This window comes from Occallatibacter savannae (genome assembly GCF_003131205.1).
Taxonomy (GTDB): domain Bacteria; phylum Acidobacteriota; class Terriglobia; order Terriglobales; family Acidobacteriaceae; genus Telmatobacter; species Telmatobacter savannae.
Window position 1 is genome coordinate 1,007,359 of record NZ_QFFY01000001.1, and the last position, 19,091, is coordinate 1,026,449.

Below are 19,091 nucleotides of genomic sequence, written 5' to 3' on the forward strand. Positions count from 1 at the left end.
GCATCCGCAGCCACAGACTCCGCTGCTGCCCTGGTCCTTCCAGCCCCGTTCTGAAAATCACGCTTGACAGGGAACCAAATAGTTACCTATTGTCTTTATGGAACTATTTGGTTCCCTGTTGAAGATGAACGACGATGCCGTATTCAAGGCCCTCGCTGACTCCAGCCGCCGCAAGCTTCTTGATCGGCTGCGTCATAAAAACGGCCAGACTCTGGGGGAACTTTGCGACGGTCTCGACATGACCCGCCAGGCCGTTGCCAAGCACCTTCGGGTTCTCAAGAAGGGCAATCTCGTCTCTTGGAAACGCGATGGCAGAGAACGCCTTCACTTCATCAACCCGGTTCCGATCAACGAAATCTCCGAACGCTGGATCAGCAAATTCGAACAACCCCGCCTGCACGCGCTCGCACGGCTCAAGAAAAATCTGGAGGGAGAATGATCATGAGCAAGTCCGATGAAAGCACATACGCCTACGTAAGCTTCATCCGCACCACACCCGAAAAACTGTGGTCGGCGCTGACTGATCCAACACAAATGAAGGAGTACTGGTTCGGCATGCACTTCGAAACAGAGTGGAAGACAGGTGCCGCGTGGCAGCTGCTTTTCCCCGACGGCAAAGTTGCCGACACAGGAGAGATCCTCGAGTTCGATCGCCCTCGCAAGCTGCGGCTCAAGTGGCGCAATGAATTCAAGCCTGAACTCAAGGCCGAAGGTTTCGCTCTCTGCACCATCGAACTTGAGCCCTATGGCGACGCCGTCCGGCTCTCAATCACGCACACCATGGAGCGCGCGGATTCAGCATTCATTCGCTCCGTCGCTGGTGGTTGGCCCAAGGTGCTTTCGAACCTCAAGTCATTCCTCGAAACTGGCCTGATCGTCATCACGCAGACCGATCACGCGCATTGATCGCGCAGCAGACATCAAGGTTCGCAGTGACCGGAATCGCACACCCGCACCGGCCACTGCAGCCTCGCACTGTCCGGCATCGAACACCTCGCTCCGTTTCTGGACGCAGCGGGCTCTCCGCCTCATCCCTAAGTAGCTGATTCTCGGCAAACCTTCAGCAACATCAACGGCCCGTTAGTTGCTTCCACCGTTCTGCGAGCCGACGTGTGGAGGTCGAAGAATGAGAGTTCTACTGCAGGACGTGGCGTATGCACTTCGCCAATTGCGCAAGACCCCCGGCTTCACTGCCACCGTACTGCTCACCTTGGCCCTCGGCATCGGCGCCAACGCCGCCATCTTTACCCTCGTCAACGCCATCCTTCTCCACAACCTCCCCGTCACCGATCCCAAGTCCCTCATCCGCATCGGCGACAAAGACGACTGCTGTGTTAACGGCGGCTGGAACGACGAAGGCGACTACTCCCTCTTCGCCACTGACACCTACTACATGTACAAAAAGAACCTGCCCGAGTTTGAAGAGCTCGCAGCGATGGAGTCCGGCTACGCCTGGCGGCCCCTCACCGTTCGCCGCGCCGGTTCTGATGCCCCTGCAAAGTCAGTGACTGCAACCTTCGTCTCCGGCAACTATTTCCGCGTCTTCGGCCTCTCTCCCGCCGCTGGCCGCCTGCTCACCGACAGCGACGATCAGAAAGGCGCGCCCATCACCGCCGTCATGAGCTACGACACCTGGATGCAGGATTACGCCGGCGATCCATCCGTAGTGGGCAGCGCCTTCTACATCAACACCAAAGCCGCAACCATCATCGGCATTGCTCCAAAAGGCTTCTACGGCGACCGCATCGACACCAACCCGCCCAAGTACTACCTGCCGATGAATCTCATGGACCCGGTAAGCGGCGCGCCATACTACAACGATCCAGACGTCCAGTGGGCCTACCTCATAGGCCGGGTTAAGCCAGGAACCTCAATACCAAACCTCCAGGCCAAAGCCAGCACGCTGCTCAAACAGCAATTCGCTCCTCTCAAAACCTTCACGGATGCGCGTGCGAAGCAGGTCCTTCCTCGAACCCACGTAGTGCTCACGCCGGGCGGCGGCGGAATCCAGAACATGCAGGATGGTTACAAGGACCACCTGAAGTTGCTCCAGTGGATCGCCGCCATGGTCCTTCTCGTTGCCTGCGCAAACATCGCCAACCTCCTCCTCGTTCGCGGCATGAGCCGTCGCGCTGAACTCTCCATTCGCTCGGCCCTCGGAGCGCAGCGCGCCCGCATCGTGCGTCAGCTTCTCACTGAAAGCATTCTTCTCTCATCCATTGGAGGCCTTCTCGGACTCGCAGTCTCTTATCTCGGAGCGCACGCACTGCTCGCACTCGCATTCCCCGACCAGCAGAACATGCCGGTCACCGCATCCCCTTCGCCGCTCGTCATCGGCTTCGCATTTGCTCTCTCGCTCGTCACGGGAATCCTCTTTGGCCTCGCGCCCGCGCTGATGGCCGCCCGCACCCAGCCCGTCGAGTCTCTCCGCTCCAATTCCCGCACCACCGCCCAGGGCGCCTCCATTCTCCAGCGCTCCCTCGTCGTCCTCCAGGCAGCTCTCTCCCTCGTCCTTCTCGTCGCCGCCGGCCTCTTCGCCCAGAGCCTCAACAAAGCGCAGAACGTCGACATGAAGCTCGACGCCACCAATCGCTACATCGCCCACATCAACCCCCAGGCAGCCGGATACAAGAACACTGAAGTCGAGCCTCTCTACCAGACCATTGAAGATCGTTTCCACGCCATACCCGGCGTCGTTCACGTCGCGCTCTCCACCTACACCCCCATGGAATCCAACAACTGGGGATCCGGCGTCAAAGTCCAGGGCGATCCCGATATCAATAAAGGCGCCTCATGGGTCAAAGGAACTCCGGAATACTTCGACTCCGTCGGCACCCACGTCGTCATGGGCCGCGGCTTCCTCCCGCAGGACAAGATGAACGCGCCGGCGGTCGCCGTCGTCAATCAGGAGTTCGTCAAACAGTTCTTCGGCAAACGAAATCCCATCGGCCATCACTTCGGCAACTCCGGCCCCGGGCCCGCCGGCCGCGACGGTGCACATGAAATCATCGGCGTTGTCGAGGACACTACCTACACCAGCGTCTACTGGAAGGACCACGCCATGTACTTCCTGCCGCTCACCCAGCGCGCCGGCGCGGGAATAGACCCCAAAGACACCATCGACAAAGACCTTTCCATGTTCGCCGGAGCACTGATCATTCAGACCAGCCATCCCGTTCCAGGCATGGAAAAACTCGTCAGCGACACGCTCGCCGGCATCAACCCAAACCTCTCCATTGTGAAGTTCCAGACCTTCCAGCAGCAGATTGACGACCGCTTCACCGAAGAACGTCTCATCGCCCGCCTCACTTCCCTCTTCGGCTTGCTCGCTCTTCTGCTCGCCGCCATTGGCCTTTACGGCGTCACGTCCTACACTGTCGTCCGCCGCACTCCCGAGATCGGCATCCGCATGGCTCTCGGCGCCGCACGCAGCCGCGTCATCGCAATCGTCATGCGCGGAGCCATGCTTCAGACCATCTTTGGACTCGCGCTCGGCGTTCCTGTAGCCGTCTTCTGCGTGCGCTACGTCAAATCCCAGCTCTTCGAAATCACTAACGTCAACATCCCCGTCATGTCCATCGCCATCGGCGTCCTCATCATCGCCGCTGCACTCGCCGGAATCATCCCTGCCCGCCGCGCCGCCTCCATCGACCCCGTCAAAGCTCTCCGCATCGACTGAGCCCAAAGCACGAGAACTACGTTGGAGTCTCTTCGTTTTGAAGGGGCACGACTTCAGTCGTGCCAAGAACACGCACGTCTAGTAATGGGCTTTAGCCCCTGACGGATGCTCCTTCTCCGCAGAGCATGCTGTTTGCCCGTCGACACTGTGCCTTGCTGCCCCAACGCGCCCCTCCGCATCGCCATCTGCACGTTGCAGGACTTCAGATCCATGCTTACCCGCCGCATAGTCCGCAACCTAGCCCCGTCGGTGCTGCCAAAAGTGCTACAACCTTAGATCATGAGCGCACAACGCCAGTTCCTCACCCCGCGCGAAGCGGCCCGCATGCTCGGCATCAGCTACCCCACCATCAAGAACTGGATCCTCAACGGCAAATTAAAGACCGTCCTCACTCCCGGCGGTCATCACCGCCTCACCGCATCCAGCCTCAAGCCGTTCTTCAAGGCCGATGCCGAACGCCCAGAGACAGAATCGCGCGCCCGCTATCGCCGCGTCAGCGGACGCAACCAGCTTGCCGGAAAAGTCGTCAGCGTCCGCATCGAAGGCCTCCTCGCAGAAATCATCCTCGCCATCGGGGAAGCGCACATCACCTCCATCATCACCGCATCAGCGGCCCGCGAACTCAACCTCAAGAAAGGCGACACCGCCGCAGCCCTCATTAAATCAACAGACGTCATGATCGAACGTCTCGACGATTGATCGTCTTTCATTGACTATACGATTCGAAATATATAAATTCGAGAGTACCGGTCGACGCCGGCAGAGAGCCCTCCCCCTTTTCTCTTGGTTCTCAACTTCATTCTTCAGGCCGGCGGGCAACCTCCGGCTCTGTGGGCCCACGGAGAACAGCACATGCTCCGGCGACTGCTCGCTGGAATCGCCTTCGCATCCTGCATCGCGCTCGCAGCCAATGCGCAAATCGCTGCGGACCTGCGCGGTCGCGTCCTCGACCCCGCCGGCTCGGCTGTCCCCAACGCTACAGTCGATCTCACGCAGAGCGCCACCAACACGCGCATCTCCACCCTCACATCCCGCTCAGGCGACTATTCCTTCACCAATCTCACTCCCGGCGTATACCAGCTCGACGTCAACTCGCCCGGCTTTGCTCATCTCACGCGCGGCGGAGTTCGCGCCATCGTCGGTCAGACCGTCAACGTCGATCTACGTCTGACCCTCACCACCAGCCAGCAGACCGTAAAGGTCAACTCCGACGCGCCTCTGCTTCAATCCGCCACCAGCAACATACAAACCAACATCCCCGGCTCAACAGTAGTTGCCATGCCGCTGAACACCCGCAACTTCGTTCAGCTTGCAACCCTCTCGCCCGGCGTCGAACTCCCGCCCGGCACCGTCCTTCCCCGCATCAACGGAGGCCGCCCCCGCACCAACGAATACCTCTACGACGGCATCTCCGCTCTGCAACCCGAACCCGGCCAGGTCGTCTACTTCCCCATCGTCGACGACATCCAGGCCTTCACCGTCGAGGCCGACAACGTTCCCGCCGAGTTCGGCCGCTTCAATGGCGGAGTAGTCAACGTCGCCACCCGATCCGGCACCAACAGACTCCACGGCACGCTCTTCGAGTTCTTCCGCAACGAAGATCTCAACGCGCGCAACTACTTCGCCGCCGCGGCAGCGCGCAAACCCGAATATCGCCGCAACCTCTACGGCGGCACCATCGGCGGCCCCATCCTCCCTAACCACCTCTTCTTCTTCGGTGCGTATCAGGGCATCAAGCAGCTCATCGGCGTCACGCGAATCTCCACGATCCCGACAATGGCCGAGCGCCAGGGCATCTTCACCGGCCTCTCCCACATCTATGACCCAACTACAACCACCGTCGTAAATGGCATCACCGTCCGCCGAGAATTCCCCAACGACGTCATCAGCATCCCCTTCGATCCCGCCGCTCAGGCCCTCCTCGCCCGCTTCCCCACCCCCACCAACCTCACCGCCAAGGCCAACAACTACACCCGCACCGCCAACGACGCCGACCATCAAAATCAATTCGACTTCCGCATCGACGGCTCCATCGGCTCACACGACATCGCCTTTGGCCGCTTCTCGTACTACAACGAAATCGAGCAGCCCGTCGCGCCTCTCCCCGACGGCAGCGGAGCCATCAACGGCGCAGTAATCGGCACCGGCGGTGTCTCTGGCCTCTCCAGTGTCCTCGGGCAGCAGGCCGTCATCAATGAAACACACATCTTCACACCGCACCTGCTCGCAGATCTTCGCGCCGGCTACACGCGCCGCGGCAACAACATCAACGGCGCATCCCTGAAGGACACCGCCTCCGCGTCTCTCAGCATTCCCGGCATCCCCACCAACGCCGCATTCAACAACGCGCTCCCGCTCTTCACCTTCTCCGGATTCCAGCAGCTCGGACCCTCACCCAGTACCTTCTCGCAATATCAGACCGCCGTCTGGCAAACTGTCGACAATGTCGCCTGGACGCGCGGACCGCACCAGCTCAAATTCGGCCTAGACTTTCGCTGGTATCAGCTCAACGCCATCGCTCCGCCCAACCCCACCGGCTCCTTCGCATTCACCACCACCGGCACGAATCAACAAGGAGTCACCAACAGCGGCAACTCCATCGCCAGCTTCCTCCTCGGCCAGGTCGACACCTTCCAGATCGATCTCCAGCAAAGCCAGATCAGACCCCGCGACCACATCTTCGAATTCTTCGCGCAGGATGATTGGAAGCTCACCGGCCGTCTCACCCTCAACGTCGGCGCGCGCTACACGCTCCACTTCCCTTCAACGGAAAAGACCAATCAGGGAGCCGTCTTCAATCTCGCCACGCAGCAGCTCGACTACCTCGGCCGGAACGGCTTCTCGCGCAGCGCCCGCGAACTCCACTACGACAACCTCGCGCCCCGCATCGGCTTTGCATTCCTCGCAACTCCAAAAGCAGTCCTTCGCTCCGGCTTCGGAATCGTCTTCATCGACCAGTCTGGCATCACCACTCCCTTCACCACGCCGCAATTTCCCTTCATCCAGAACGTGCAGCAGAAAACCCAGGACAATCTGCGCCCCGCCTTCGTTCTTTCTCACGGGCCATCCGTCGCTCCCATCCCGCTCACGCCCGATGCCGGCCTCGGCCAGAGCGTCTACACAGCTGATCGCCGCGCAGGCTCCGGCTACTCTCAGCAGTGGAACCTCGCCATCCAGCGCGCCATCACCAGCAACCTCTCCGCCGAAGTCGCTTACGTCGGCTCGCACATCGTACATGTCGGGGTTCCCGATTCCAACCTTAACCAGCTCACCGCCGACCAGCTTGCCCAGGGCGCATCACTGCTCCAAGCCGTCCCCAATCCCTACTACGGCCAGATCCCCTCATCCAGCTCCCTCGGCGGTCGCAACGTCACGCGCGCTCAACTGCTCAAGCCCTACCCGCGCTTCCTCAACGTCGCCACCTACCGCCACAACAGCGGCCAATCCAACTACAACGCCCTCGAAGCTAAAGTCGAACAGCGCCTCTCCCACGGCATCTCGTTCCTCTTCGCCTATACCCACTCCAAACTCATCGACGACGCATCCGCTGTCTTCTCCACCACCGTCCTCTCGTCGCCAAACTCCAGCAGCCTCATCGCCGCCGACTCATACCGCCCTTCGCTCGAGCGCGACTCCTCCAGCGGCGACATGCCCAACGTCACCTCCTTCAGCGCCACCTATGATCTCCCCGCCGGCCACGGCCACAGCTTCGCATCCCATGGACTCTCTGACACCGTCCTCGGCGGCTGGCAGCTCAACACCATACTCTCCCTTCAATCCGGGATGCCCGTCACCATCACGCAAGCCACCAACTTCAACTCCTTCGCTGGCTTCTCCATCCAGCGTCCCAACCTGATCGGCAAGCCATCGCTCTCACCCGCCGAGCGCTTTCCCTCGCACTTCTTCAACACCGCGGCATTCGCCACCGCTCCGCAGTTCACCATCGGATCCGCGTCGCGCAATCCAGTACGCGGCCCCGCCTACCGCGATCTCGACCTCGCGCTCGTCAAGCACACCACGCTCTTCCACGAGACCGGCGTAGAATTTCGCGCTGAGCTCTTCAATGTCACCAACACGCCCGCCTTCGCTCAACCCAACGGCGGCTTCGGCTCCCCCGCCTTCGGCAGCATCACCAGCACCGTCACCGACCCCAGAGTCATGCAGCTTGCCATCCGCTTGAGCCGCTGAAAACACAACAACGCAAAATCGATCGTCAATCGCGAGCCGGAAATCCCTTGTGCGCCCCCTTTGCGAACGCCCCGTGAAATGTCGATGAAAGCCTGATGAATCGCGCTCTGCCTTAAGAGTTCGTTAAGACTCAGAACCATACTCTGCGTTCAGGTCTCTTCTGTTGATTCAACTTACTCAGAGGCTAGGAGTGCCATGCGCAGATTCGTTTGGAGTTCTGTTGTGCTGATGTGTGTCCTGACCGCGACGTTTGGATGGTCACAATCGTCCGGCAAGGGCTCGATTAACGGTGTAGTGAAGGACCCCGCAGGAGCAGTCCTGAAGGGTGCCCGCATCGAGATGCAACCGCAGTTGCGGCCGGTCACCACAAACGGCCAGGGCGAGTTCAACATTACCGATGTCCCCGCAGGAACGTACGCCGTCACTGTCTCCTACGTCGGCTTCTCGCCGTACACCACCAGCGTGAGCGTATCGCCCGGCCAGAGCGCCGCTGTAAACGCTCAACTCCAGGTAGCCTCCGCGGCCGATCAGGTCGAAGTCACCGCCGACCGCCCGCGCGGCGAAGCAGAGGCCATCAACCGCACCCTCGCCGCAGAAAACATCGTGCAGGTGCTTCCTGCGGAAGTCATCGTCTCCCTTCCCAACGCCAACATCGCCGACGCCTTGGGCCGCATGGCATCTGTCACCATCGAGCGCGATGAGGGCGAAGGCAAATACGTTCAGATTCGCGGAACGGAACCCCGCCTCAGCAACACCATGGTCGACGGCGTCACCATCCCGTCGCCAGAGTCCGGCGTCCGCCAGATCAAGCTCGACACCATCGCCTCCGACCTCGTCGACTCCGTCGAGATCAACAAAACCCTCCAGGCCAACATCGACGGCGACGGCATCGGCGGATCCGTCAACCTCGTCACAAAAACCGCAACCGACACTCCGACCATCGTCCTCTACGGCGTTGGCGGATACACCCCCATCATCGGCGGCCGCAGCGTCGACCAGTTCGGCGCAACTCTCGGCAAGCGTTTCGGCGAGAGCAAAAAGTTCGGCGTCCTCGTCGGCGGCACCTACGACTTCAATGGCCGCGGCATTAACGACATCGAGCCCTCCCCAACCACAGACAGCATCACCCCCCACTACGACAGCCTCGACATCCGCGACTATGTCTACTACCGCACCCGCTGGGGCGCGACTGCGGCAGCGGACTACCGCTTGAGCGAAGGTTCCAACATCTCCGTGCGCGGACTCTTCTCCACCTTCCGCAACTGGGGCAACAAGTGGGTATACACCCTCAACGATAACGACACGCCTCAGTACAGCCAGGACTGGCGTCGCCCCAACTTCGCCGTCGGCAGCATGTCTGTTCATGGAAACCACAACATCAACTCCAACACCTTCATCTGGAACGTAGCCGTTGGCCGCTCGCGTTCTCTCTCCGGCTCAGGCAGCGCCAAGTTCTCCTGGATCGGCGATCCCGACATAAATTGCGTCAATGACCAGAGCGTCGCAGCCAGCGTCAATCGCCCCGGCTGGAGCGCCGGCTGCTTCGGAACTGGCGCTGACAATGCAGAAGACCGCGCCAACTACAAACTCAAATCGTGGGCACCACCCACCTTCGGCCAGAGTGTCCAACTGAACCTTGAAGCTTCCGCATCCTACGCGCGCCTCTACCACCTCGGAACCCGCTACGGCACGCTTGAGTTCGGCGGCAAAATCCGCAACGCGCACAAGTTCGACGACACCTACAACGAGAGCTTCAAAGCAAACTCGACCCTCGCCGTCGCAGCGCATCCTGAGTGGAACTCCAACTTCACCGATCCCGATTACTACGACAAGACCTACCATGTCGGCCCGGTCACCGATTATGCGAAGATCGACGCCTACGTTCACTCCAACCTCGGTCTCTTCACCATGTCCGGCGGACCCGGCGTCAACGCCAACAACTACGACCTCGTCGAACGCATTCCAGCCGGCTACGTCATGAACACCATCGACCTTGCGCCGCGTTTCCGCTGGGTCGTCGGAGTTCGCTTCGAAGCCACCCACGTTGACACCACCAGCTTCGACGCAACCAAAGGCACACTCTCCTTCAAGGCAGGTGGCGACTACCTCGACGTCCTGCCCAGCACCTCGTTGCGCTTCGCTGTCGACAAGGACTCTGACCTTCGCCTCGTCTATGGCCGCGGTCTCGCGCGACCCGATCCGCAGGACATCTCGCAGGCCGTCGGTCAGCCCGACATCACCACTACTCCTGCAACCGTGAGCATCGGCAATCCCAATCTCAAAGCCGAGCACGCCAACAACTACGACGTCCTCTATGAGCACTCCTTCAGCCACACCGGCCTTCTGCAGGCAGGCTGGTTCTACAAGCAGCTCTCCGACCCCATCGTCACGCTCCAGACCCTGACAAACAACTATGTCTACAACCCCGGCGCGCCCACGCTCGTTACGGAACCATCCAATGGCGGAAGCGCGCACATTCAGGGATTTGAGATCGGCTTCCAGCAGCGTCTCGCCTATCTACCCGGCGTTCTCTCCGGCGCCGGCATCTCTGCCAACTACAGCTACACCAACTCTCAGGCGTCGCTCGTCAACCCGCTTCGCACCGACTCGCCTGCCCTGCTCCGCCAGGCTCCCAACAGCTGGAACATCAGCCCCACCTACGACACGAAGCATTTCTCGATGCGCGTGGGCATGACCTTCGATGACAAGATGATCTACGCCTACCAGTACCAGAACCTCGCCTACGCCACCGACGACAACGGTAATCCCATCGTCGTCAACGGCATTCAGCAAACCGTGCCCAACCCGCAGGTCGGCGGCGCACGCGGTCCTGCCGGAGACAACTACCTCTACTCCCATTTCCAGTTGGATACCCAGGCAAGCTATCGCCTGCCCGCCGGCTTCGAGGTCTATGGATACGGCCTCAACCTGAACAACGAAGTCTTCGGCTTCTACAACGGCAGCCCGCAGTACGTAGTTCAGCGCGAGTACTACCACCCCACTTACGCCGGCGGAGTACGCTGGAACATCCACCACGAATAGCGACTCGCTCTACAGTAGAAACATGGATACAAATCAGACTAGGGACAACATGCGAGCGGCAAAGGCTCTCTTCGCCCTGCCGCTCGCATTTCTTCTATGCGCATCCGCAATCGCACAGCAGCCCGCTAAAGAGGCCGCAAAAGAAACTCGAATCCGTCCGGAAGACCTCCCCACCTCAGGCCTGATCAGCCAGCCGGGCCCCACCTTTAAAGTTTCCTCCAAGGGCAAGCACGTCACCCTCATCGTCTACGGCGACCAGCGGTTCACTGACCCCGCCAACATCCGTGTCACCGATCCCGTCGCCCGGCGGCTCCTCGTGGCGAAACTCGCCGAAGAACATCCCGATGCGATCCTCCTCAACGGAGACGTTCCTTACAGCGGAGACAACGTCGACGACTATCGCGTCTACCACGATGAAACCGCAAGCTGGCGCGACGCCAAACTCAACGTCTTCCCGGCCCTCGGCAACCACGAGTTCCACGGCGACCCCTCACAAGCACTCGAACACTGGTGGAGTGCCTTCCCCGAGCTTCGCAATCGCCGCTGGTACTCCGCACAGGTCGGCAAGTCCGTCTACACCATATCGCTCGACAGCGACGCCTCTCTGCTGCCCGACAGCGATCAACAAAACTGGCTCAGCGCGCAACTCAAAACGCTCCCCAAGAGCATCAAGTTCGTCTTCATCAGCCTCCATCATCCGCCCGTAGCCGACGTGCAAACCCACATCAATATCAGCCACAACCCACGGCCGAACGAAATCGCCTTGCGCGATTACCTCTCCTCCGTCGCTCCCGGCCTCCACGCGCACGTCGTCGTCTGCGCCGGCCACATCCACAACTACGAGCGCTTCTCGCAGCTTGGCGTCACCTACCTCGTCTCTGGCGGAGGGGGCGCATCGCCCGTACCCGTTGAACGCACTCCCGACGACCTCTACCAGAACACCGGCTTCCCCAACTTCCACTATGTGAAGTTCGAAATCGATGGCGACTCCCTCACCGCCACCATGATTCGCCTCAACAAGACCGCTCCGCCCGACCAGCAATGGACGGAGATGGACCACTTCAAGATCCCGCAGTGAAACCGCGCTTCCGATCGGACCGCCCTTCCCCGAAAATTTGGGCGCCCCATGTCTCCTGCTTTTGGAGACATGGGAGACGAGACACTCGACAGAGACAATGGAGAATAGCCCCGGGTGAAACCCGGGTGAAACGGCCTAAGCGCCTTCATGGACCGCCCCGATCCCGCCTTCCCCCCGCCATCACTCGACCGGCTGCCACAACTCCACGCGATTTCCTTCCGGGTCCGTAACCCACCCGAACTTGCCGAAGTCGTAGCTCTCGCGCTTCGGATCCACCGTCACACCCTCGCTCGTCAGCCGGTCGAGCAATCCATCCAGATCGTCCACCAGCAGATTCAACATCGCCTTCTGCGCCACCGGAAAGTACTCGTTGTCCTGCTTGAAAAACGAGAACACGATCTCATCGCGCTGCTTCGGCGCGGCAAACCCGTATGCACCCTGGCCCTTCACCAAACCAAGGTGCTTCTCGTACCACTGGTACAGAGCCTTGGGATCGTTCGCTCGCAGAAATATCCCGCCAATTCCAATCACTGAACCCATCTCTTCTCCTCTGAATCGTCTCTTGACCCGAGCTTAAGCTACTTTCGTAAACGCAGCTAGAATGATGACACCGCCCCGCCCTGCTATCGTTATCCGCGAGGTCCCCGTCATGTCCCATCCCGACGCCGCCCCGTCCGTCTCGCTCGAAAAAATCGGCCAGATCGCCATTACCGTCGACGACCTCGCCCGCGCGCGCGATTTCTACCAGAACACCCTCGGCATGAAGTTCCTCTTCGACGCCGGCAACCTCGCCTTCTTCAAGTGCGGCGACATCCGCCTCATGCTCTCCACACCAGAAAAACCCACCCCGCGCGGCGGCACCATCCTCTACTTCCACGTCCCCGACATCCACGCAACCTTCAGCACCCTCAAACAGCGCGGCGTCAACTTCATCGACGAGCCCCACCTCATCGCCAGAATGCCCGACCACGACCTCTGGATGGTCTTCATCCACGACTCCGAATCCAACACCATCGGCATCATGTGCGAGATCCCCAGAACCGACCTCGAGTTCCTTCCCCGCTAGCCCGCCACTCCGCCGCTCCGAGCGAGAACAACCGTCGCGCAGCAACAACGTCAGCGCACGACCACACAGCTTTCCGGAAAGTCTCTCTCGTTTGAAAAGGGCGGTGGCCCCCGGTCCCTCGCACTTGGGGACCGGGGAATGTTCATACAAACAAGCCGGGTGCTCCATCTTTGCGCAGCAAGGGTGGGAAACGAGAACGCCGATGTTCAGAAGACGCCACCTTCTACTAATCGCTCGTCTCGCAAAAAGCGTCAGCGCACGACTTCACAGCTTGCTGCAAAAGTCCGAAATGGCTGGGTTTGAAAGGGCACAGATTTATCTGTGCCGATAAAGGTTGCAAATAGAGCGCGGCTTTAGCCGCTGAGGGATGTTTCTCGAATCCTCGCATTCACCAAATAGCATTTTTCAGCAAGCTGTTTAGTCTCTCCGAAAACTTCGGCAGAAGAAATTCGGGCTTTTTAGCCCCTGCGGAACGTATTTTGATCCGCGCCGCAGCCCTTGATGAGATCGGTCCTGAACCAGGCCTCCCCAGTGCCTTCCCCGTTACCCCGCCCCCTCGATATACACAGCCAGCGGCGGTATCCTCTGATACATGGTCCGCTTCACAGTGCTCGCGTCAGGCTCCAAGGGCAACAGCACGATTGTGACCGGCGGCCACACCCGCATCCTGGTCGACGCCGGCCTCAGCTGCCGCGAACTCTTCCGCCGCATGAAGCTCGCCGGTGAAGATCCCGCCACCCTCGACGCCATCATCATCACTCACGAGCACTCCGACCACGTCTCCGGTCTCGGCGTAACTGCCCGCAAGCTCGGCATCCCGGTCTACATCACCGAACCCACCCACCGCGCCTGGATCCGCTGGCTCTCGCCACGCAAGCAGATGACCTACGCCCAGTGGCTCGAGCAGTGCCGCCAGCAGGCCGCTGCCCGCATGGCCGAAGCCGACGCACCCACTGCGGAAGACTGCGATGCCGACGAGGCCGATGAAACAGTCGACGACCTCGCCGCCCCTGCGGACTCCGACCGAGCCCCCGAATCCGCCTCGAAAAAACGCAAGCCCCCCGCGCAGAAGGACCCCACCGCCCTTCCCTCGGTCCAATACTTCCACGCCGGCAAGCCTCTCCAGATTGGCGACATCTCCATCAGCCCTTTCACCATTCCGCACGACGCCGCCGACCCCGTCGGTTTCGTCTTCCAGGCCGAAGGCGTCCGCATGGCCTTCGCCACAGACCTCGGCTACATCCCGCCGAACGTCAAGGCCCAGCTCAAGTCCGTCGACCTGCTCTACCTCGAGTCCAACCACGACCTCGAAATGCTCCGCGATGGCCCCTACCCGTGGTCCGTCAAGCAGCGCGTGCTCTCCCGCGTCGGCCACCTCTCCAACGAGGCGTGCGCCACCTACCTCGAAACCGAATACGACGGCCAGGCAGCCTACGTCGTCCTCGGCCACCTCTCCGAAAGCAACAATATGCCCGAGCTTGCCCGCATCTCTGCCGAGCGCGCGCTCAACGGCCGGGCCAGCCTCCTGGCCAACCGGCTGTTGCTTGCCCAGCAACATGAACCACTGGCAGCTATCTGCTTTTGAGAAAACTCGGTTACAATCGTATCCAGGTTTGCTCTGCCCAGATCGACGCCTGCCGAGGTTCTCTGGCGTCTAACCACTTACGCAACAGTCACTTGGATAAAAATAGCATCACCCGAAATCACACGGGCATCCAAGCGAACATAACCGGTAACCCGAGTGAAGTCAGCGCATTTCTCACCGGGTTCACGGGGCAGATCAACAAAGGTGAGTTCATCCTGTATGGCGAAAATTGATTGTACCGACCGCGTTGTAGGCGCGATTCTCGCAAGCTGGCGGTATGACATCTCCGGGATCTCACCCGAGATGCGAAAGGATTACGAGCAGCACTTCGCCGACTGCAATCGCTGCAGCTCCCGCCTCAAATTCCATCGCGGACTCGACGTCGCACTCGTTGTCCTTACATCGCTGTCCGTCTTCTTCTCGCTCTTCGCGCTCGCCGCGCTTCGCCACGTCAAGCCGCTCGAACACGTCGCCTTCAACATCCTCGGTCTCGACGTCGCCGACGCCTATCACATGCTTGTCTCCGCCGCCGTCGCCGGAGTGCTCTTCTCCGTCATAGCCTTTGTCCTCGTCCTGACCGCGACGCCAGTCCCCTCCTATCTCGGCGGTATCGCAGCGGAGCGTGCGCGTCTGCTCGAAGAACGCTTCCCCGAAGCCGTCGAACGCCTCCCCAAGTCCCTGCGCCCTCGCTGACGAAATCTCATCTCGATTCACCTGAAGGCCTCCTCTAGCGGAGGCCTTCAGCTCTATGCGGCCCTCCTCGTCAGCACCGCCATATACAACCCCGCGGCCACAATCAGCGCTGCCCCCATCACCATCCACACAGTCGGCAGCTCCCGCCAAATCAAAAACGTCAGCAGCGCTCCAGTCACCAGCTGCGTGTAGTGATACTGCGACACCGTCGACGCTGCCGTATGCTTCACGGCAATATAGAAACAAATCGTGCCCGCTGAGCAGAACGCTCCCATCGCCACCAGCGCACCCAGTTCCCTCCAGCTCGGCGGCACAGCGTGAACCAGCATCGCCGCTCCGCCTGCCGCCGTCATCACCACGCCCGAAAAGAACGCCAGGCTCGCCGGCGTCTCCGTTCGCGTCAGCACGCGCGACCACACCATATTCACTGAAAAGCAGCTCACGCAGACCATGCACGCCGCAAAACCAATCCAGTCCCCCTGCCGCGAACTCCCAAATGGATTCACCGCAACCACCACGCCGCTGAATCCCGCTACAATCGCCAGCCCTTTTCGTATTCCGATCTTCTCCCGAAGAAAGACCGCCGCAAGAACCGTGATGCACATCGGCGAAAGAAAAACCAGAATGTAAAACAGCGTCAGGCTCACATGCCGCAGCGCCACAACCACGCACAGGTTGTTCGCCAGATCCAGGCACGACCGCAGCAGCTGCTTCTTTGGCTGAGTCGGCCACAGCACCTTAAGCTCATGCCGCACCTTTGCGTAGAGCGCCAGGAACCCGCAGAAAAACACACCCAGGAGTCCGATGATCTCGTAAGCCGGCAGCGCCGACCGGCCTACGATCTTGATCGTCGTATCCGTCAGCACCCAGCACGTGAAGCCGCAGATCGCAAAACCAATCGCCGCAGCTTCCGAGTGTCCCGGCTCCGGCTCCGGCCGGAACTCCGCTCGTTCTTCTTCAAACTCGAAATTTGCGCTTGTACTCAGGCGGACACAACCACAATGGGGATCACTCCAAGACTACCAAGCTCGATCGACAGTGCGGCAGCCGTGCACACCCCACTGTCCGGGTGCCCCATAGCCTGCCCTGAGCTTGTCGAAGGGTCTCCCGCCTTTGGAGACATGGGATCCAAACACCATTCGGGCAATTTGCCGTGCCCCATTCCGTAGCTGTGCCCCATTCATTCGGCGCTCTTGCCGAATGAATGGGAATACATCCGAACAAACAAGAAAGGGCGAAGCCCTTTCCGGCCTCGCCCTCCATGAGTCTTCCTAACTATCCTACTTCGCGATCGGAACCCGCAGATCCCCGCCCGTCATCTCTTTAGGCAAACCGAGATCTAAGAGGCTCAACAGCGTCGGCGAAATATCCCTCAACGACCCATCCGGCCGCAACCGGAATTGGCTCGCATCCTCCGCGATATAGAACAGCGGCACCGGATTCGTCGTATGCGCCGTATGCGGCCCGCCCGTCACCGGATCCACCATCATCTCCGCATTCCCGTGATCCGCCGTGATCAGCCAGCTTCCGTTCCGCTCCTTCACGGCTTTGTAGATGCGCCCGAGCTGCGCATCCACTGCCTCGATCGCCTTGATCGTCGGCTCCAGCTTGCCCGAGTGACCCACCATATCCGCATTCGCAAAATTCGCAACCACCAGATCGAACGCCGTATCGTTCACCGCATTCACAATCGTGTCGCCAATCGCCTCCGCCTTCATCTCAGGAGCCAGATCGTACGTCGCCACCTTCAGCGAAGGAATCATTGTCCGGTCCTCACCCGGAAACGGCTTCTCGATTCCCCCGTTGAAGAAGTACGTCACATGCGCGAACTTCTCTGTCTCCGCCACGCGCAAATTACGCAGCTGATTCTGCGTCAGAATATTCGCCAGAATGTTATCCATCGACTCCGGCAGAATGATCATCGGCAGCTCATACAGCTTGTCGTACTGCGTCATGCACAGGTAGTGCAGGTTCTTCGGAATCTCATTGCGCGGAATCGTCTCATCCAGCGACTCCCACCCCTCCAGATTCCGTCCGCCTTCCTTATTCAACCCGCTCTCTCGCGCCAGCACCCGTGTAATCTGGCGAGCACGATCCGCGCGGAAGTTGAAATTGATGCAGACATCCTCATCGCGAATCTGCCCGACCGGCTTCCCAGCTCCATCCACCACCACAAACGGCACCACAAACTCATCCGTCACGCCGTTGTTGTAGCTCTCCTTTAGCCGCGCCACTGGATCTGGATACGCGCCGCCCTCTGCCTTCCCATTCACCATCGCGTCAAAGGCCTTCTTCTCGCGCTCCCACCGCTTGTCGCGATCCATCGCGTAGTAGCGTCCATTGATCGACGCAACCTTACCCACGCCGTACTCGCGCATCTTCTGCTCGAGCTTCGCAACGAACCCCGCGCCCGAATCCGGAGCCGTGTCGCGCCCATCCATGAACGCGTGCACAAACACATTCTGCAATCCGTACTCGCGCGCCGTCCGCAGCAGCGCGTATAGATGCTCCTGATGCGAGTGAACTCCGCCGTCTGAAACCAGCCCGAAAGATGCAATTGCTTCCGCCCCTCGCGCGCCTTCTGCATGGCTTGCACGATCGGCGGCTCTTTCTGGAACTGCCCTGAAGCAATCAGCGCATCGATGCGCGTGATATCCATCTGCACAATCCGGCCCGCGCCGATGTTCAGGTGCCCCACTTCGCTGTTGCCCATCTGCCCATCCGGCAGCCCCACAAAGTGGTCCGACGCCTGGATCAGCGTATTCGGAAATTCACGCACCAGTTTGTCGTAGTTTGGCTTGCGCGCCAGCGCGATCGCATTGTTGGCCGTTTCGGCCCGATAACCCCATCCATCCAGGACGGTCAGCACAAGAGGACGTTTCGTTGAAGCCACGAAGAGAACACCTCGTAGTAGATCGATGTACTAAAAGGATAAATGCTGCTGATTGCCCCTCCGCGTAGCCCCCATCACATCGCGAAAACCGCAAGATCATCGAGGCCGTAGCCCTCATCAAAGCTCTTTAACCAAAAGCTGTGTCATTCTGAGCGAACGGGGCCCCAAGCGCCCTTCAGCTTGGGGGTGGTGAGCCGAAGGATCCGCAGTAGTTCTTGGATAGCCTCTCAAGCGAAAGAGATCGGCGGTCACTCGACAGCTAAGAGATGAACCGAAGCTGATCGCCATACATAAATTGCGCAGCGAGATGTCCTTGCGTCAAGAACGTATGTTCGCCCGCTATCCGAGAGTGGAAATGCGTGCTTCCAGTTCGGCAATGGGCATCAGTCCTTCGCCAAAGAACGACAATGTCTTGGGTGAGTAGAAAACCATCCACTCACCTGACCGATCGACCGCGTAGCTGAAGTCCGACGGCACGGTCGCAAACACATCCCGACCGGTGCGAGCTGCTATTACTGTCCTCTGCCAGCTTCCCTTGCCCGTACCGATCCGGCAGTCAAATACGACAAAGGGAATGCCGTTTCGCACGCCCTCGAAAACATTCCACGTCGCGCTTCTGTCAGCGATCGGTGTCCCTGCCAAAGATACGGCCAAGGGGAGCTTCTCTCCCCAAGGCTTCAGGCCCAGAGTGTTGGCCAACTTTGTCAATTCTCTCGCCCGTCTTCGCTGGTAAAAATCAGACCAGAGAAATATGCTCCCGAGCGCAGCCGCCAAGAGAGCTATTGACCAAATCGGTAGAGTGGTTTGAGTGCCGTGGGCGGCCTCGTAAACTGGACCGAACACATACATTTTTGCTCATTATCGCAG

The 19,091-nt window shown here is 60.0% G+C and carries 14 protein-coding genes and 1 pseudogene; 10 read left to right on the top strand and 5 right to left on the bottom strand.

Annotated features, from left to right (window positions below; translation table 11 throughout):
• Positions 1-124: 124 nt before the first annotated feature.
• The 7 genes from DHV10_RS04495 to DHV10_RS04525 all read left to right on the top strand — a co-directional run bounded on the left by DHV10_RS04495 (position 125) and on the right by DHV10_RS04525 (position 11,987).
• Positions 125-439, top strand: a complete 315-nt coding sequence (locus DHV10_RS04495) for an ArsR/SmtB family transcription factor (protein WP_109485709.1) — start codon at positions 125-127, stop codon at positions 437-439.
• A gap of 2 nt (positions 440-441) precedes the next feature.
• The gene (locus tag DHV10_RS04500; RefSeq protein WP_204101322.1) at positions 442-906 is read left to right on the top strand and encodes an SRPBCC family protein; all 465 of its coding nucleotides are present in this window, start codon (positions 442-444) and stop codon (positions 904-906) included.
• Positions 907-1,126: 220 nt separating this feature from the next.
• Positions 1,127-3,679, top strand: a complete 2,553-nt coding sequence (locus DHV10_RS04505) for an ABC transporter permease (RefSeq protein WP_109485076.1) — start codon at positions 1,127-1,129, stop codon at positions 3,677-3,679.
• Between the two features lie 279 nt (positions 3,680-3,958).
• Positions 3,959-4,378, top strand: coding sequence for a TOBE domain-containing protein (locus DHV10_RS04510; protein WP_109485077.1), 420 nt, complete (start codon positions 3,959-3,961; stop codon positions 4,376-4,378).
• A 153-nt stretch (positions 4,379-4,531) separates the two neighbouring features.
• Positions 4,532-7,867, top strand: a complete 3,336-nt coding sequence (locus DHV10_RS04515; protein ID WP_109485710.1) for a TonB-dependent receptor — start codon at positions 4,532-4,534, stop codon at positions 7,865-7,867.
• 195 nt (positions 7,868-8,062) lie between these two features.
• On the top strand, positions 8,063-10,909 hold the full coding sequence (locus DHV10_RS04520; protein WP_109485078.1) for a TonB-dependent receptor: 2,847 nt from the start codon (positions 8,063-8,065) through the stop codon (positions 10,907-10,909).
• Positions 10,910-10,958: 49 nt separating this feature from the next.
• Positions 10,959-11,987 (top strand): metallophosphoesterase family protein, encoded by a 1,029-nt coding sequence (locus DHV10_RS04525; protein ID WP_162601186.1) that lies wholly within the window; start codon positions 10,959-10,961, stop codon positions 11,985-11,987.
• A 180-nt stretch (positions 11,988-12,167) separates the two neighbouring features.
• Here DHV10_RS04525 and DHV10_RS04530 read toward each other — a convergent pair whose 3' ends face one another.
• Positions 12,168-12,527 (bottom strand): VOC family protein, encoded by a 360-nt coding sequence (locus tag DHV10_RS04530; protein WP_109485080.1) that lies wholly within the window; start codon positions 12,525-12,527, stop codon positions 12,168-12,170.
• 61 nt (positions 12,528-12,588) lie between these two features.
• Between DHV10_RS04530 and DHV10_RS04535 the strand changes: the two genes are divergently transcribed.
• From DHV10_RS04535 to DHV10_RS04545, 3 genes are all read left to right on the top strand, one after another.
• Positions 12,589-13,053 carry a VOC family protein gene (locus DHV10_RS04535; protein WP_239461282.1) on the top strand — a complete coding sequence of 155 codons (465 nt, stop codon included), beginning with the start codon at positions 12,589-12,591 and terminating at the stop codon, positions 13,051-13,053.
• A 592-nt stretch (positions 13,054-13,645) separates the two neighbouring features.
• A complete protein-coding gene (locus DHV10_RS04540; RefSeq protein ID WP_109485082.1) occupies positions 13,646-14,638 on the top strand; it encodes an MBL fold metallo-hydrolase in 993 nt (330 codons plus the stop codon).
• A gap of 219 nt (positions 14,639-14,857) precedes the next feature.
• Positions 14,858-15,331: a hypothetical protein gene (locus tag DHV10_RS04545; protein ID WP_109485083.1), complete on the top strand. Its 474-nt coding sequence runs from the start codon at positions 14,858-14,860 to the stop codon at positions 15,329-15,331.
• A gap of 53 nt (positions 15,332-15,384) precedes the next feature.
• Here the strand turns inward: DHV10_RS04545 and DHV10_RS04550 are convergent, their stop codons facing one another.
• From DHV10_RS04550 to DHV10_RS04560, 4 genes and pseudogenes are all read right to left on the bottom strand, one after another.
• On the bottom strand, positions 15,385-16,317 hold the full coding sequence (locus tag DHV10_RS04550; RefSeq protein ID WP_338042582.1) for a DMT family transporter: 933 nt from the start codon (positions 16,315-16,317) through the stop codon (positions 15,385-15,387).
• Between the two features lie 294 nt (positions 16,318-16,611).
• Entirely contained in the window at positions 16,612-17,889 is a 1,278-nt protein-coding gene (gpmI, locus tag DHV10_RS04555; RefSeq protein ID WP_338042583.1) for a 2,3-bisphosphoglycerate-independent phosphoglycerate mutase, read from the bottom strand.
• A gap of 11 nt (positions 17,890-17,900) precedes the next feature.
• Positions 17,901-18,224 (bottom strand): annotated as a pseudogene (locus tag DHV10_RS27680) (2,3-bisphosphoglycerate-independent phosphoglycerate mutase); the annotation flags it as partial.
• Positions 18,225-18,563: 339 nt separating this feature from the next.
• A complete protein-coding gene (locus DHV10_RS04560; RefSeq protein WP_109485085.1) occupies positions 18,564-19,073 on the bottom strand; it encodes a hypothetical protein in 510 nt (169 codons plus the stop codon).
• Positions 19,074-19,091 lie beyond the last annotated feature (18 nt).

Bases quoted from the DNA above. Each gene is read 5' to 3' on its own strand.
- DHV10_RS04540 (WP_109485082.1), top strand. From the start codon at position 13,646: ATGGTCCGCTTCACAGTGCTCGCGTCAGGCTCCAAGGGCAACAGCACG.
- DHV10_RS04560 (WP_109485085.1), bottom strand. From the start codon at position 19,073: ATGTATGTGTTCGGTCCAGTTTACGAGGCCGCCCACGGCACTCAAACC.
- DHV10_RS04545 (WP_109485083.1), top strand. From the start codon at position 14,858: ATGGCGAAAATTGATTGTACCGACCGCGTTGTAGGCGCGATTCTCGCA.
- DHV10_RS04495 (WP_109485709.1), top strand. From the start codon at position 125: ATGAACGACGATGCCGTATTCAAGGCCCTCGCTGACTCCAGCCGCCGC.
- DHV10_RS04515 (WP_109485710.1), top strand. From the start codon at position 4,532: ATGCTCCGGCGACTGCTCGCTGGAATCGCCTTCGCATCCTGCATCGCG.
- DHV10_RS04500 (WP_204101322.1), top strand. From the start codon at position 442: ATGAGCAAGTCCGATGAAAGCACATACGCCTACGTAAGCTTCATCCGC.
- DHV10_RS04510 (WP_109485077.1), top strand. From the start codon at position 3,959: ATGAGCGCACAACGCCAGTTCCTCACCCCGCGCGAAGCGGCCCGCATG.
- DHV10_RS04520 (WP_109485078.1), top strand. From the start codon at position 8,063: ATGCGCAGATTCGTTTGGAGTTCTGTTGTGCTGATGTGTGTCCTGACC.
- DHV10_RS04505 (WP_109485076.1), top strand. From the start codon at position 1,127: ATGAGAGTTCTACTGCAGGACGTGGCGTATGCACTTCGCCAATTGCGC.
- DHV10_RS04525 (WP_162601186.1), top strand. From the start codon at position 10,959: ATGCGAGCGGCAAAGGCTCTCTTCGCCCTGCCGCTCGCATTTCTTCTA.
- DHV10_RS04530 (WP_109485080.1), bottom strand. From the start codon at position 12,527: ATGGGTTCAGTGATTGGAATTGGCGGGATATTTCTGCGAGCGAACGAT.
- DHV10_RS04535 (WP_239461282.1), top strand. From the start codon at position 12,589: ATGATGACACCGCCCCGCCCTGCTATCGTTATCCGCGAGGTCCCCGTC.